The sequence below is a fragment of the Jatrophihabitans sp. YIM 134969 genome, assembly GCF_054456675.1.
Window position 1 is genome coordinate 1 of record NZ_JBTJEQ010000052.1, and the last position, 14126, is coordinate 14126.

At 72.8% G+C, this 14126-nt stretch carries 14 protein-coding genes and 1 tRNA gene; 5 read left to right on the forward strand and 10 right to left on the reverse strand.

The features are described 5' to 3' along the window. The 5 genes from ACXR2U_RS20355 to argS form a co-directional block, all read right to left on the reverse strand. Positions 1-686 (reverse strand): homoserine kinase (locus ACXR2U_RS20355; RefSeq protein ID WP_458826913.1); only part of this gene is annotated, 686 nt, incomplete at its 3' end. Further along, the gene (gene thrC / locus ACXR2U_RS20360; protein ID WP_458826914.1) at positions 683-1759 is read right to left on the reverse strand and encodes a threonine synthase; all 1077 of its coding nucleotides are present in this window, start codon (positions 1757-1759) and stop codon (positions 683-685) included. The genes ACXR2U_RS20355 and thrC, both read right to left, overlap by 4 nt. Then, a complete protein-coding gene (locus ACXR2U_RS20365; protein ID WP_458826915.1) occupies positions 1756-3060 on the reverse strand; it encodes a homoserine dehydrogenase in 1305 nt (434 codons plus the stop codon). Before ACXR2U_RS20365 ends, thrC begins: the two co-directional genes overlap by 4 nt. Then, the gene (lysA, locus tag ACXR2U_RS20370) at positions 3053-4468 is read right to left on the reverse strand and encodes a diaminopimelate decarboxylase (protein WP_458826916.1); all 1416 of its coding nucleotides are present in this window, start codon (positions 4466-4468) and stop codon (positions 3053-3055) included. The genes ACXR2U_RS20365 and lysA overlap by 8 nt, the downstream gene beginning before the upstream one ends. Positions 4469-4583: 115 nt before the next feature. Beyond that, a complete protein-coding gene (gene argS, locus ACXR2U_RS20375; RefSeq protein WP_458826917.1) occupies positions 4584-6275 on the reverse strand; it encodes an arginine--tRNA ligase in 1692 nt (563 codons plus the stop codon). A gap of 341 nt (positions 6276-6616) precedes the next feature. Here argS and ACXR2U_RS20380 point away from each other — a divergent pair, with 341 nt between their 5' ends. Both ACXR2U_RS20380 and ACXR2U_RS20385 read left to right on the forward strand, forming a co-directional pair. Then, a complete protein-coding gene (locus ACXR2U_RS20380) occupies positions 6617-7180 on the forward strand; it encodes a MarR family winged helix-turn-helix transcriptional regulator (RefSeq protein WP_458826918.1) in 564 nt (187 codons plus the stop codon). Positions 7181-7288: 108 nt separating this feature from the next. Then, positions 7289-7363: transfer RNA gene (locus ACXR2U_RS20385), tRNA-Arg, on the forward strand. 47 nt (positions 7364-7410) lie between these two features. Here the strand turns inward: ACXR2U_RS20385 and ACXR2U_RS20390 are convergent. Then, positions 7411-7746: a TfoX/Sxy family protein gene (locus ACXR2U_RS20390; RefSeq protein ID WP_458826919.1), complete on the reverse strand. Its 336-nt coding sequence runs from the start codon at positions 7744-7746 to the stop codon at positions 7411-7413. 9 nt (positions 7747-7755) lie between these two features. Next, positions 7756-8310, reverse strand: a complete 555-nt coding sequence (locus ACXR2U_RS20395) for an NAD(P)-binding domain-containing protein (RefSeq protein ID WP_458826920.1) — start codon at positions 8308-8310, stop codon at positions 7756-7758. Between the two features lie 140 nt (positions 8311-8450). Between ACXR2U_RS20395 and ACXR2U_RS20400 the strand changes: the two genes are divergently transcribed. The 3 genes from ACXR2U_RS20400 to ACXR2U_RS20410 all read left to right on the forward strand — a co-directional run bounded on the left by ACXR2U_RS20400 (position 8451) and on the right by ACXR2U_RS20410 (position 10760). Then, entirely contained in the window at positions 8451-9371 is a 921-nt protein-coding gene (locus ACXR2U_RS20400; RefSeq protein ID WP_458826944.1) for a LysR family transcriptional regulator, read from the forward strand. A gap of 82 nt (positions 9372-9453) precedes the next feature. Further along, on the forward strand, positions 9454-10038 hold the full coding sequence (locus tag ACXR2U_RS20405; protein WP_458826921.1) for a hypothetical protein: 585 nt from the start codon (positions 9454-9456) through the stop codon (positions 10036-10038). A 116-nt stretch (positions 10039-10154) separates the two neighbouring features. After that, complete coding sequence (locus ACXR2U_RS20410) at positions 10155-10760, forward strand: TetR/AcrR family transcriptional regulator (RefSeq protein WP_458826922.1); 606 nt, start codon at positions 10155-10157, stop codon at positions 10758-10760. Positions 10761-10763: 3 nt separating this feature from the next. Here ACXR2U_RS20410 and ACXR2U_RS20415 read toward each other — a convergent pair whose 3' ends face one another. The 3 genes from ACXR2U_RS20415 to ACXR2U_RS20425 all read right to left on the reverse strand — a co-directional run bounded on the left by ACXR2U_RS20415 (position 10764) and on the right by ACXR2U_RS20425 (position 14008). Further along, the gene (locus ACXR2U_RS20415) at positions 10764-11480 is read right to left on the reverse strand and encodes a TetR/AcrR family transcriptional regulator (RefSeq protein ID WP_458826923.1); all 717 of its coding nucleotides are present in this window, start codon (positions 11478-11480) and stop codon (positions 10764-10766) included. Between the two features lie 7 nt (positions 11481-11487). Then, positions 11488-12996, reverse strand: a complete 1509-nt coding sequence (locus ACXR2U_RS20420; RefSeq protein ID WP_458826924.1) for an MFS transporter — start codon at positions 12994-12996, stop codon at positions 11488-11490. 133 nt (positions 12997-13129) lie between these two features. Next, on the reverse strand, positions 13130-14008 hold the full coding sequence (locus tag ACXR2U_RS20425; protein WP_458826925.1) for a DNA polymerase beta superfamily protein: 879 nt from the start codon (positions 14006-14008) through the stop codon (positions 13130-13132). Positions 14009-14126 lie beyond the last annotated feature (118 nt).

Here is a 14126-nt window from a genome sequence, read left to right on the forward strand (position 1 = left end):
AGCGCGCCACGGCCGGCGGCGACGGCCGCGTCCGCGTGCGCGACGGTGTCGGGCAGCCGGCCCCGGGCCGCGGAGGTCGAACTCGGCGACGGCGGCACGAGCACGACCGGCCGGACCACCGCCGCGGGGGTGAGCCGCAGCACCGAGGTGCGGTGTCCCGAGACGAGCAGGGCCCCCTCCCCCGCGGTCCCACCGAGAACCGCCGGGCCGCCGCTCCAGGCGAGGGTGAACCCGCCCAGCAGCGCGGCGGCGACGTTGTCGGGGTGACCCTCGAGTTCGGCGACCAGGTCGAGGACCGCCGACAGCGGCAGGGCGTCGACCCCGCCCGGCACGAGCTCCCGCGCCCCCAGCACCCCGGCGACGATCGCCGCCGCCGACGACCCGAGGCCCCGGGCGTGCGGGATCCTGTTGGTGCAGTGCAGGGCCAGAGCGGGCGGCTCGACGCCCAGGCGCCGGAACGTCTCCTCGGCCGTGCGGCGCACCAGGTGCGACTCGTCGAGGGCGACGGACCCCGCCCCCTCGCCGATGACCTCGATGCCGGCCCGGCCGGTGTCGACGACGGTGAGCTCGACCTCGTCCTGCAGGTCGAGCGCGAGACCCGCGGCGTCGAAGGCCGGGCCGAGGTTGGCGCTGGTCGCGGGCACCCGGACGCGGGCGCGGCGCCCGACCTGGAGGGCGGCGCTCACCCGAGGCCGAGGGCGCTCGCGGCGGCGGCGGCGTCGACCGGCACCGTGCGCGGCGCGGGCGCACCGGAGATCGCCCACTCCGGGTCCTTGAGGCCGTGCCCCGTCACGGTGCAGACCACCGTCGACCCGCGGGGCAACCGTCCGTCCGCCGACGTCTTCAACAGTCCGGCGACCGAGGCGGCCGAGGCGGGTTCGACGAACACGCCGACGCCGCGGGCGAGCATCCGGTAGGCCTCGAGGATCGCGCGGTCGGTCACGGCGTCGATGAGCCCGCCACTCTCGTCGCGCGCGGCCTCGGCGTACGCCCACGAGGCCGGGTTCCCGATGCGGATCGCCGTGGCGATCGTGACCGGGCGCAGCACCGGCTCGCCCAGCACGATCGGCGCGGCGCCGGCCGCCTGGAACCCGAACATGCGCGGGGTGGAGTCGGTGACGGCGTCCGCGGCGTACTCGCGGTAGCCGCGCCAGTAGGCGGTGATGTTGCCGGCGTTGCCGACGGGGATGCAGTGGACGTCGGGGGCGCGGCCGAGGACGTCGCACACCTCGAACGCGCCGGTCTTCTGCCCCTCGATGCGGTCGTTGTTGACCGAGTTGACGAGCGTGACCGGGTAGTCGACCGCCAGTTTCTGCGCCAGTTCCAGGCAGTCGTCGAAGTTGCCGTCGACCTGCAGCAGTTGCGCGCCGTGGGCCAGCGCCTGGGCGAGCTTGCCGAGCGCGATCTTGCCCTGCGGCACGAGCACGGCGCAGGTGATCCCGGCGCGGACGGCGTACGCGGCAGCCGAGGCGGACGTGTTGCCGGTCGAGGCGCACACGACGGCCTTGGCCCCGGCCTCGACGGCCTTGGAGATCGCGACCGTCATGCCGCGGTCCTTGAACGAGCCGGTCGGGTTGGCGCCCTCGACCTTGAGGTACACCTCGCAGCCGGTGCGTTCGGACAGCGACGGGGCGTGCACCAGCGGCGTCCCGCCCTCGTGCAGGGTGACCACCGGGGTGGAGTCGGTGACGGGCAGGCGGTGGCGGTAGGCCTCGATGAGACCCGGCCACCCGGGACGGACCGTGGACGGCGTGCTCACGACCCCTCCACCCGGAGGACCCCGACGACGCGGTTGACCATGTCCAGTCGTCCCATCTGCTCGACCGTGCGGGCGAGCGCTTCCTCGGGGGCGGCGTGCGTGACCAGGACCAACGTGGCCTCCTCGCCACGGCCCTCCTGGCGCACGGTCGAGATGCTCACGCCGTTGTCGGCGAAGGCCGTCGACACGGTGGCGAGGACACCCGGACGGTCGGCGACGTCGAGGGCCACGTGGTAACGGGTCATCACCTCGCCCATCGGCCGCAGGACCGTTGCATCCTGCACCAGAGCCGGGGCCTCGACGGTCGTGCGTGTCGTCCCCGCCACCCGGTTGCGCGCCACGGCCACGACGTCGCCGAGGACGGCGCTCGCGGTCGGGTCTCCCCCGGCCCCGCGGCCGTAGAACATCAACGATCCCGCGGCTTCCGCCTCGACGAACACGGCGTTGTAGGCGTCGCCGACCGAGGCCAACGGGTGAGCCGCCGGCAGCATCGCCGGGTGCACCCGGACGGCGACCGCCCCGCCGGCGTCGCGTTCGGCGATCGCGAGCAACTTGACGACGCTGCCGACCGCCCGGGCCGAGGCGATGTCGGCGGCGGTCAGCTCGGTGATGCCCTCGCGGTAGACGTCGGCGCTGGTCACCGGCACGTGGAAGGCCAGTCGGGCGAGGATCGCTGCCTTGGCCGCGGCGTCGAATCCCTCGACGTCAGCGGTGGGATCGGCCTCGGCGTACCCGAGGGCGGTCGCCTCGGCCAGCGCCTCGTCGAAGCCCGCGCCGCTGCTGTGCATCCGCGAGAGGATGAAGTTGGTGGTGCCGTTGACGATCCCGAGCACGCGGTGGACGTGGTCGCCCGCGAGCGACTCACGCAGCGGTCGCAACAACGGGATGGCCCCGGCGACAGCGGCCTCGTAGTAGAGGTCGACGCCGTGCTCGACCGCTGCAGCGTGCAACGCATCGCCGTGGTCGGCCAGCAACGCCTTGTTGGCACTGACGACACTCTTGCCGCCGGTCAACGCCGCGAGGTGCCACGACCGGGCCGGCTCGATCCCGCCGACGACCTCGACGACGATGTCGACGTCGTCGCGCGCGATGAGGGCGTCGGGGTCGTGGGTGACGAGATCGGCCGGAACGCCCGGCGGCAGGTCGCGCGCGGCGCCGGACCGGCGGACGGCGATCCCCCGCAGTTCGAGCGGGCGGCCGACACGGGCGGCGAAGTCGTCGGCGTTCTCGGTGAGCAGGCGGACCACCGCACTGCCCACGACGCCGTACCCCAGGACGGCGACGCCGAGCGCGTCACTCACTGCTGCTCGACCACTGGGTGTCGAGGCGCAGCAGGTCGTCCTCGGTCTCGCGGCGGATGAGCAGCGTGCCCCGTCCGTCGCGGACCCCGACGACCGCGGGCCGGCCGGTGTAGTTGTAGTTGCTGGACATGCTGCGGCAGTACGCGCCGGTCGCGGCCACCGCCAGCAGGTCCCCGCGCGAGAGGTCGCTGGGCAGGTAGACGTCGCGCACGATGATGTCGCCGCTCTCGCAGTGCCGGCCGACCACCCGTGACAGCACCGGCGGCGCCGAGGAGTCGCGGCTCGCGAGCGCGGCCGTGAACTGGGCGTCGTAGAGCGCGGTGCGGATGTTGTCGCTCATGCCGCCGTCGACCGAGACGTAGCGGCGGTACTCACCGCCGCCGAGGTCGACGTCCTTGACCGTGCCGACGCGGTAGAGCGTGACCCCGGCGTTGCCGACCACCGCGCGCCCGGGTTCGACCGAGAGCTTCGGCCGCACGACCTCGCGGCGGGCGCACTGGGCGGTGACGATCTCACCGAGCCGGGTCGCGAAGTCGCGCACCGGCATCGGGTGGTCCGAACCGAGGTAGGCGATGCCGAGGCCGCCGCCCAGGTCGAGTTCCTCGACCACGATGCTCTGGCGGTCGCGGATGGTGGCCACCAGGTCGACGAGGCGCGCCGCGGCGACCTCGAAGCCCGCGGTGTCGAAGATCTGCGAACCGATGTGGCTGTGCAGGCCGCCGAACGACAACTCCTTGCGTCCGACGACCTCCTCGACCGCCTCGAGCGCCGCCCCGGACGCCAGCGAGAAGCCGAACTTCTGGTCCTCGTGCGCGGTGGCGATGTACTCGTGCGTGTGGGCCTCGACGCCGACCGTGACGCGGACGAGCACCCGCTGGACGACCTTCGCGGCCTTGGCCACGCGGCACAGCCGCTCGATCTCGGCGAAGGAGTCGACGACCACGGTGGCGACACCGCTGCCGACGGCCTGGGCCAGTTCGCCCTCGCTCTTGTTGTTGCCGTGGAACACGATGTACTGCGGGTCGACACCCGCGGCCAGCGCGACGGTGAGTTCACCGCCGGTGCAGACGTCGAGCCCGAGACCCTCCTCCGCGACCCACTGGGCGAGACCGATGCAGAGGAACGCCTTCGACGCGTAGAACACCTCGCCGTCGTGGAAGGCCGTGGCCCAGTCGCGCGCGCGGCGGCGGACGTCGAGCTCGTCGAAGACGTAGAGGGGCGTGCCGTAGCGGGCGACGAGGTCACGGACCCCGATGCCGCCGAGGGTCAGCTCGCCGTCGAGGCGCCGCGCGGTCGCGGGCCAGACGTGCGGCGCCAGCGCGTTGAGGTCCGTCGGGGGCAGTCCGAGGTGGTCCGGGGCGAGCACGTCGGCGTGGCGCGGCCCGGCCGGGTGCGCGGATCTGCTCACGGTGCTGGTCAGCCTCTCTGCGGTGCGGGGCGGTCGAGCGGGACGGGCCCGCCGGGTGGAGGTCCGGACCCGTGGGGCGTGGCGGTGCCGCCACACGGTCTCATGGTCGCAGGCCTTACATGCGCTCCGGTGCGGTCACCCCGAGCAGGGCCAACCCCGCGGCGAGCACGACCCGGGTGGCCTCGCCCAGGAGCAGCCGGGCCCGGGTGAGCTCCTGCTCGGCAGGGGTCGGCTCGTCGGTGTCGCGCGGGAGGATGCGGGGGCCGTCGTAGAACCGGTGGTAGAGCCCCGCCACCTCCTCGAGGTAGCGCGCGATCCGGTGCGGCGCCCGCAGTTCGGCGGCGCCGGCGACCCGCTGCGGGAACTCCGCGATGGCCGCGAGCAGGGCGGTCTCCCGGGGCTCGACCAGCAGCGAGACGTCGACGTCGGCCGCGGTGTCGGGGGTGACGACCGGGATGCCCGCAGCCGCGGCGTCGCGCTGGAGCTTGGAGAGCCGGGCGTGCGCGTACTGGACGTAGTAGACGGGGTTGTCGTTGCGCCGGGACGACCACAGGTCGAGGTCGATGTCGATCGGCTGGTCGGTGTCGTAGCGGGCGAGCGCGTACCGCGCGGCGTCGACGCCGATGGCCTCGACCATGTCGGTCATGAGCACGAGCGTCCCGGCCCGCTTGCTCATGCGCACCGGTGTGCCGTCGCGGACGAGGTTGACCATCTGACCGATGAGGATCTCGAGGTTGCGGTCCGGGTCGTCGCCGAGGGCCGCGACCAGGGCGCGGTACCGGCCGATGTAGCCGTGGTGGTCCGCGCCCAGCATGATCACGACCCGGTCGAAGCCCCGCGCCCGCTTGTTGCGGTAGTACGCGGCGTCGGCGGCGAAGTAGGTCCACCGGCCGTCGCTGGTGACCAGCGGCCGGTCCTTGCTGTCGCCGAAGGTGGTCGTGCGCAGCCACACCGCGCCGTCGGCCTCGAAGACGTGCCCGCCCTCGCGCAGCAGGGCGAGCGCGGCGTCGAGGTCGCCTGCGGTGTGCAGGTCACGTTCGTTGAAGTAGACGTCGAAGTGGACGCCGAACTCCTCGAGCGACTCCCGGATCTCGACGAACATCAGCTCGACGCCGTCGGCCTTGAAGACCGCCAGCTGCTCGGCCTCGGGCCGCTCGAGGAGCCCGGGGTGGCGTGCGACGACGGCCGCGGCGATGTCGGCGATGTACGCGCCGCCATAGCCGTTCTCCGGCACGGGCCGGCCGTGGGCGACCTCGAGCAGGGAGTCGCCGAAGCGGTCGATCTGCGAACCGGCGTCGTTGAAGTAGTACTCACGGGTGACGACGGCACCGGACGCCGTGAGCAGGCGGCCGAGGGCGTCGCCGACCGCGGCCCACCGGGTGGCGCCGAGGTGCACCGGGCCGGTGGGGTTGGCCGACACGAACTCCAGGTTCAGCCGGGCGCCGGTGAGCGCGCCGTTGGTGCCGTAGTCGGCGCCCGCGACGACCGCCACCCGCGCGGCCTCGCCGAGGACGTCGTCGGCCAGGGTGAGGTTGAGGAAACCCGGGCCCGCCACGTCGACCCGGTCGACGCCCTCGACCTTCCCCAGCCGGACGGCGAGGAGGTCGGCGACCGCCCGCGGCGGCAGGCCCGCGGGCTTGGCCAACCGCATGGCGAGGTTGGTGGCGTAGTCCCCGTGGTCACGGTTCCGCGGGCGCTCGACGGTCGCCGCGGGTACGTCGGTCGCCCCGAGTCGGCCCAGCTCGCCCGCCTCCGCGGCGGCCACGGCCACCTCGGTCACGGCATCGGCGAGCTGTGCAGGCGTCATACCCCTGAGCTTATCGACGGCCGCGACGCGCTTCCGGGGGCCGGCGTGGACCGCAACCTCTCCATCGGAGATGACTGGATCATCGAGAGACCTCCCGGTGGAACACCGTGGCAGCACCGTCTTCTGGGGCTGTGCGAGAGGTGAGCACCGCAATGTCCACCATCTCGGACTCTGGAGATGGTGAAGATTCGGTCACAGCGGTTGCTCGCCGTGAAACTGCTGTTAGGTTTCCTCGCACTAGGGCAACGTTCCACGCACTCTGTCGTTGGACGTGACACCCTCGCAGTGCGCTACGGGGACACAGTTCGCAGACCGGACAAGGCCAGCAGAGGGGACATGTCATGGCCATGAACGCACCACTCGCCCGCCCGAGCACGACCACGGTCGGCGCGCCACCGGCCCACCGGCCCGCCGCGCCGACCGCGCCGCCGATGCCGAGCGCGCCACTCAGCTCCACGATGAACACCGAGGGCCAGGAGCTCATCACGGCCTGGGGGCTGGTGCTGGAGGCGACCTCGTTCACGAGCCAGCGGCTGTCCGAGGGTCTCGAGCGTGCCGGTGTCAGCGCGCCGTTCTTCGACGTGCTGGTGCGCCTCGCCCGCGAACCCAGCCAGCGCCTGCCGATGACCAAGCTCGCCACCGAGGTGTCGTTGACCAGCGGCGGCTTCACCAAGCTCGCCGACCGGATGGAGCAGGAGGGCCTGCTCTACCGCCAGCACTCGGCGCAGGACCGACGCGTCATCTACGCGGTCCTCACCGACGCCGGCCGCGCCGCCGCGGCGAAGATCTTCCCGAGCCACGTCGCGGACCTGCGCCGCCACGTGGAGTCGGTGCTGGGGGTCGACGGCGCCGCGCAACTCGCCGCCCTGTGTCGCAAGCTCCGGGACGCCAACGCCACGCCCTGATCGAGCGTCACACCCGCCGACGCCCCGGCCGCCGACACCGGCAGCCGGGGCGTTCGCATCGGTCGGCTAGGCTCTGCGGTCGGTCCGGCTGACGTTCGTCAGCCGTCGGCCCCCGTAGCTCAGGGGATAGAGCACCGCCCTCCGGAGGCGGTGGCGCAGGTTCGAATCCTGCCGGGGGCACCAGTCCGAACACACGGGTCGACATCACCCCAGGCCCGCCGCCGAGGCCATCACCGGGGTGCGTCGCGCCGGAGCGTGGCGGTGACCGCTTCGGCCCGGTCCAACCACCAGTCGAGCTCGTCGTCGTCGAGGTGACCGGCGGCCACGAGCACCCAGCCCGGCACCGGACGACCGGTGAGCGCGAACGGCCGGGCACCGTGCCGCACGGTCACGTCGGGTGGCGCGTCGGGGCCGACCCGGACCACGAGGTCGTCCGCGTGCACCGCGACGGTCAGGTGCCCGTCGGCGAGGAACGCCGGACCGCCGAACATTGAGATCTCGGTGACTCCGTCGTGACCGCGCAGTCGCTCCCGGACCCGTGCGGCCAGAGCCGCGTCGAACGTCACGCCCGGCGCCTAGAGGTCCTCGGGCGAGGTCAACCGGTAGACGAACGGCCCCAGCCCGGCCTCGGCGATCGCGATCACGCCGTGGGCGAGGTCCTCCTGCATCGCGGCCGCGCCGAGGTCACCGAGCCGGACGGCCTCGTACCCGGCGTCGCGGCTGAGTTGCTCGACGACCTCCCGGGCGTCGTCGTCACCGGACCACAGGTTGCTGGGCCGGACCCGCGCCTGGTCCACCCGGTCGTACAGGGCGCCGATGTTGGTGTTGAACACCTTGGCGGTCGGTCCGCCGGTCACGGACTTCACGTACTCGGCGTTCGAGGCGAACCCCGCCGGCGGCGTCACGCCGCCGTACCGGTTCGTCGCGTCGAGCACGGTCGTCCCCGCGAGTCCCGACACCGAGGACACCGCCGCCTCGACGGCGTCACCCGGGACCGCGACCAGGACGACGTCCGACCCGGCCGCGTCACCGCCGCCCCGACCGAGCCGCTGGACGGTGTGCCCCGCCCGCTCCCACTTCGCCGCCAACCCGCCGCCGATGACACCAGGTCCGATGACCGTGATCTGCACTGTCTTCCCCTCGTCGCTGCCGTGCGCCGGGCTGAGCGCCGGACGCTGCGTCGAAGTGTGCGAGGCCGGTGCGACCGGCGTCCAAGACTTGTGTGTGCGCCGAGCGATAGCCTGGATCGATCGATCTCAGCCCGCGTGCACTGCGCTACTTCCTGGCGGTCGCCGAAGAGCTCCACTTCGGCCGGGCCGCCGCGCGCCTCTACCTCTCGCAGCCGTCGCTGAGCCATCAGATCCGCAAGCTCGAGCAGGCCCTCGGCACGCCGTTGTTCCTCCGTACGAGCCGCCGCGTCCAGCTCACCGCGGCGGGCCGGGTGCTGGCCGAGGAGGCCCCGGCCGCGTTGGCCGCGCTGGAGCGGGCCGCCGACCTCACGCGTGTCGCCGGGTCGGGCCGGACCACCGTCCGGCTGGGGTACACGCCGGTCGCGGGTTTCGGGACCCTCACCGACCTGCTCGAGGCGGTCGAGGAGGAGCACCCCGAGCTCACCGTCGACGCCCGCGAGCACTACAGCGCGGAGATCCCCGAACGGCTCCACGCGGGCGACCTGGACCTCGGTCTGGCACTCTCCCCGCCCCTCCCACCCGGGGTGGTGGCCGAGCCGGTGCGGGCCGAGCCGGTGTCGGCGATCCTCAGCACCCGCCACCGGCTCGCGGGTGCGGCCGAGATCCACGTGGCGGACCTCCGCGACGAGACCCTGCTGCTGTTCCCGCGACGACTCGCCCCCGCGTACCACGACGACATCACCACCGCCTTGGCCCGGGCCGGGATCTCCCCACGGCTGCGCGACTTCGACAACCCGCCGGTGAGCGCGATGCTGTCGCGGCTCGCCAGCGGACGTGAGGTGGGGCTCGCCCCCGCGTCGTTCGTCCGCCACGCGGCCCGGACCGGCGCCGGCATCACCGACCGCGAGGTCGTGGCGCCGACGGTCGTGGCCCGGTTCGCCCTGGTGTGGTCGGCGACCGACCCGTCCCCCGCCGTCGCACGGGTGCTGGCCACCGCGCGTCGGCGTGCCGCCCAGCACGGGTGGCTCTCCGGATCCCCGCCGAACAGCAAGACAGACTGATCAGTCTTGACACGCGCGACTCCGAGGTGGCACGCTTCGGTCTGAACAAGACCGATCAGTCTGTCCATCACGAGGAGACCCCATGACCGCCGATCTCTCGGGTGAGCGGCACGCCACCACCGCCGCCACCATCCACCCGGACCGGACGTCCGCCCTCTGGCGGCTGTACGTCGCCCGGTTCGTGTTCGCCGCCCTGTGGGCCGCGACCGTGGCCGCCGTCGGCGGATCCCTCACCGCCGCCGCGATCACCGCCGTGGTCGTCTACCCCGTCGTCGACGTGCTCGCGGCCGTCGTCGACCTGCGCATCACGGGTGATGCCGTGTTGTGGGCGAACATCGGTGTCAGCACCCTCGCCGCGATCGGCATCGCGATCGCGGCGGCCGGCGACGTCTCCGCAGTGCTCCGGGTCTTCGGGGCGTGGGCGGTGGTCTCCGGGCTCGTGCAGCTGGTGGTCGGCGTCCGCCGGCGCGCGGCCGGCGGCCAACTGCCGATGATGCTGAGCGGCGCCATCTCGGTGCTCGCGGGCGCGGGCTTCGTCCGGGCGGCGGGTGACGCCACCTCGCTGCACCTGCTGGCGGGATACGCGGCGCTCGGCGGGATCTTCTTCGTCGTGTCGGCCCTCCTGCTCCGACGCGACGCCCGCGGCACGACGACCGCGGCGCGGTGAGGACCCTCCGACCCGCGGCCCGGCACCACGACGTCGCTCGAGCCGGATCGGTGCAGGATGCAACGCTAGTGAAGCGTTCGACGGTCGGGCGTGGCAGCGCCGTTTACGCTCGCCCCATGACCCCGCCGGCCGTGTCAGCACGTCCGTCCGAGGCGCGGGACCGGCTGCTCGCCACGGCGAGCGGCCTGTTCTACGCCAAGGGCGTCCACGCGGTCGGGACCGAGGAGATCATCTCGACCGCGCAGGTCACCCGCGCGACGTTCTACCGGCACTTCCCCAGCAAGGACGACCTCATCGTCGAGTACCTGCGCACCGCGGACCTCGCGATCCGGGCCGCCGTCGCGGCCGCGGTGGCCGAGGACTCCGCCCCCGGATCGGCCGTGCGCGGCATCGCCTCCGTCGTGGCCGGTCAGATCGGCACACCCGGCTTCCGGGGGTGCGCCTTCCTCAACGCCGCCGCCGAGTACCCGGACCCGGACGACCCGATCCACCAGGCGATCCTCACCCACCGCGCGTGGTTCCGGGATGCCGTCCACGACGCGTTCGCGCAGGTCACCGACCGGGCGCCCCAGGCCACCGCGCACTTCGTGATGCTCCGTGACGGCGCGATGGCCGAGGGGTGCCTGAGCGACCCGCGCTCGGTGATCGACACGTTCCTCGCCGGGATCGACGGCATGCTCGCCACCTTCCCGGCGGTGCAGGACTCGCGCCGCTCCGGCTGACCCTCAGCAGGAAGGGCGACCCGCCCGGTCGGGGTGCACGAGGTGCTGCTTGTGCGAGCGCATGACCGCCCGCATGGCGTCGCTGCTGATCGCGGTGACCTCGGGGGTCGTCGATCCCGGCCGCAGACCGTCGAGCAGCGCCGCCTGGTAGCGCCGCCACAGGTCCGGCGCGGCGTCGGCGGTGAGGTCGGCGACGGTCATGAGCATCGTGAGGACCATCCAGAGGTCGGTCATCTCGACGTCGGGGCGCACGCTCCCCTCGGCCCGGGCCCGCGCGGTCAACCGCTCGGTCGGTGGCCCGAGCCGGTCGGCGATGCTGTCGAACATGTCGGCGTCGTGGGTTCCGTAGAGGATCTCGCGCAGGCCGCGGTCGGCCGACTGCATCTGCGCCGACGACTCGAGCATCGCCACGATGCCGTCCCACGCCGGTTCGGTGTCGGCGGCCCGCTCGGCGACCGCCACCATCTCGTCGATGCGCTGGTCGAAGATCGCGCGAGCGAGTTCGTACTTGTTGGCGAAGTTGCGGTAGGCGGTACCGACGCCCACCCCGGCGCGGTGGGCGACGTCGTCGAGGCTCGCGTCGAGACCGCGTTCGGCGAACACCGCCCGCCCGGCCGCGATGAGGGCGTCCCGGTTGCGGGCGGCGTCCTTGCGCAGTGGACGAGGCGGGGCCTCGTCCACTGCGCTGGCGTCCGCGTCGGTGCGGCTCGTCGTGGTCATCGACAGGTCAGACTGCCACCACGGCGGAGTTCTCGTCCGGCTGGGCGATGCCCGACCGCAGCAGCAGGGCCGCGATGACGGCTCCACCCGCGAAGATCGCCGCCGCGATCCAGAACGCGATCTGGTAGCTGTGCACCGCGCCGGCCGCGGCGATGAGACCGTCCTGCGGCGACTGCGGCGGGGTGTGACCGCCGTTGCTGGTGATGTACGAGGCGAGCACGCTCGCGGCGATGGTGTTGAACAACGCCGTGCCGACCGCTCCACCGATCTGCTGCATGGCGTTGACCGCCGCTGACGCGACACCGGCGTCCTCGGGCTCGACGCCCAGCACGGCCAGGTTGAACCCGGGCGCGAAGACCAACCCGAGCCCGACGCCCATGATGATGGTCGCGGGCAGGATGCTGCCGGTGTAGTCGCCCTGCACGTCGATGCGGGTCATGAACGCCAGACCGACCGCGGCGAGCACCATGCCGACCGGGATGAGGATGCGGGCCGAGAACCGCTGCACCAGGATCGTGCTGCCGACCGACGCCGTGACGATCAACGCGCCGGTGAGCGGCAGGAACGCGACGCCGGACTTCACCGGGCTGTAGCCGAGGTTGCCCTGCATGTAGTACGTCAGGAACAAGAACACGGCGAACATGCCGATGCCCGACATGAACATGATCAGCAGGGCGCCGCCACGGTTGCGGTCGGTGACGACCCGCAACGGCAGGATCGGGTGCGCGACCCGCTGCTCGATGAGGACGAACGCGATGAGCAGGACGCCCGCGGCGATCAGGCACACGACGGTCAACGGCGAGGTCCAGTCGTGCTGCTCGGCGTTGGAGAACCCGTAGACGAGGGCGAACAGTCCGAGCGTGACGGTGGCCGTGCCGAGGACGTCGTTGCCCTGCCGGTCCTCCGAGCGGGACGGGTTCGGCAGCAGGATGATCGCGCCGATGATCGCGACCACGGCGATGACGAGGTTGACGTAGAGCGTCCAGCGCCAGTTGGCGTACTCGGTGAGGATGCCGCCGAGCAGCAGGCCGATCGAGGCGCCGGCACCGGCGATGGCGCCGAAGATGCCGAACGCCTTGCCGCGTTCCTTGGGTTCGGTGAACGTCGTGGTGAGCAGGGCGAGGATCGCGGGGGCGAGCAGCGCGCCGAACGCGCCCTGCACGGCCCGCGCCGCGACCAGCATGCCGAAGTTGACGGCCGCGCCGCCGACGGCCGAGGCCACCGCGAACCCGACGAGGCCGATGATCATCGTCGACTTGCGCCCGATGAAGTCGGCGATGCGGCCGCCGATGAGCAGCAGGCTGCCGAAGGCGAGGGCGTACGCGGTGACGATCCACTGCCGCGCGGCGTTGTCGAACGCCAGGTCGGTCTGGGCGGTGGGCAGCGCGATGTTCACGATGGTGGCGTCGAGGACGACCATCAACTGCGACAGGCCGAGGACCGCGAGGATCCACCACCGCCGGTCGTGGTGGACGTTCGCGGAGGCCGCGGACGTCGCGGGGAGGACGTCGGTCATGGTGGCTCCAGGAGAGGTGGCAGGTACGTTGTGGAGGAGGCGTCTCCGCTTCCACGATCACCGTACCCCTATGTGGAGGCGGCGACTCCACTTCCCCCGAGAGGTGCACCACACCACCCCCTGGACGGCCGGGTCAGCCGGCTGCCCAGAACTCCAGGTGGGCCCGGTGCAACCAGGCGTCGACCCAGTCGGCGTCCGGACGGTCCGGCACCCCGGGCGCCACCGTGAGCCGGACCAACTCGCCCGCGACCTCGTCGATCGCGGCCACCACCTCGTCCAGCTCGACCTCGCCCCGGTGCACGGCTCCCAGGTAGGTCGACCACGGTTCGGGGATCGGCAACGTGATCCGGCCGGTGCCGAGCAGTTCGACGCCCTGGACCCCCAGACGCAGCGCGCGCATCGCGTACCCGGTGTCGTAGCCGTGGACCTCGACCGGTTGCGGACGGGTGGTGTGGGCACCGGTCTCGCCCGTCATGGCCGCCCGCTGCGAGTTCAGGTGGCCGAGGAGACGCTCCCCCACGTGGCGGGAGACGAACCGGTCGGCGTTCGCGACCAACTCCGCCCCGGCCGCGGTGCGGATCACGACCTCGTCGTCGGGGACGAACAACGGCAGCAGCACGGCGGGGTTGCCGCCGAGGGCGAGCCGGCACCACGTGCGCGCCGAGTGGACGATCACGTCGAGGTCGCCCGCCCCGGACCGGTCGGCGAGGCCGCCGGGTTCGTCCCAGACCGTGTGCCGCTCGTACTGCTCGAACGGCACGGTGCGGCCGTCCGCCTCCGTGCCGGCCGGCACCTCCGCGACGCCGGTGACCAAGCGGGGCGGCTCGAGGCAGATCCCCATCTCGTCCCGGCCGTCCTGACCGGACACCGACGTCCCGTGCACCCCCGACCCCACCCGGACACGCAGGATCGTGCCCCGCTCGGCGATCTCGCGCGCCTCCTCCGAGGCGTGGACGCGGGCGTGGCCGGGCGGCAGCGTCGGGTCGCCCTCGATCACACGGACGCCGGTCACGGGCACGGGCGGGGTCGGAGGGTGTGGTTCACGGTCGACGACACCGGGGCAGTCTGACCGACCGCCCGAGCGCGTCGTCGCGGTTCCTCCGCTCGGCTGTCACATCATGGCGCTGGTC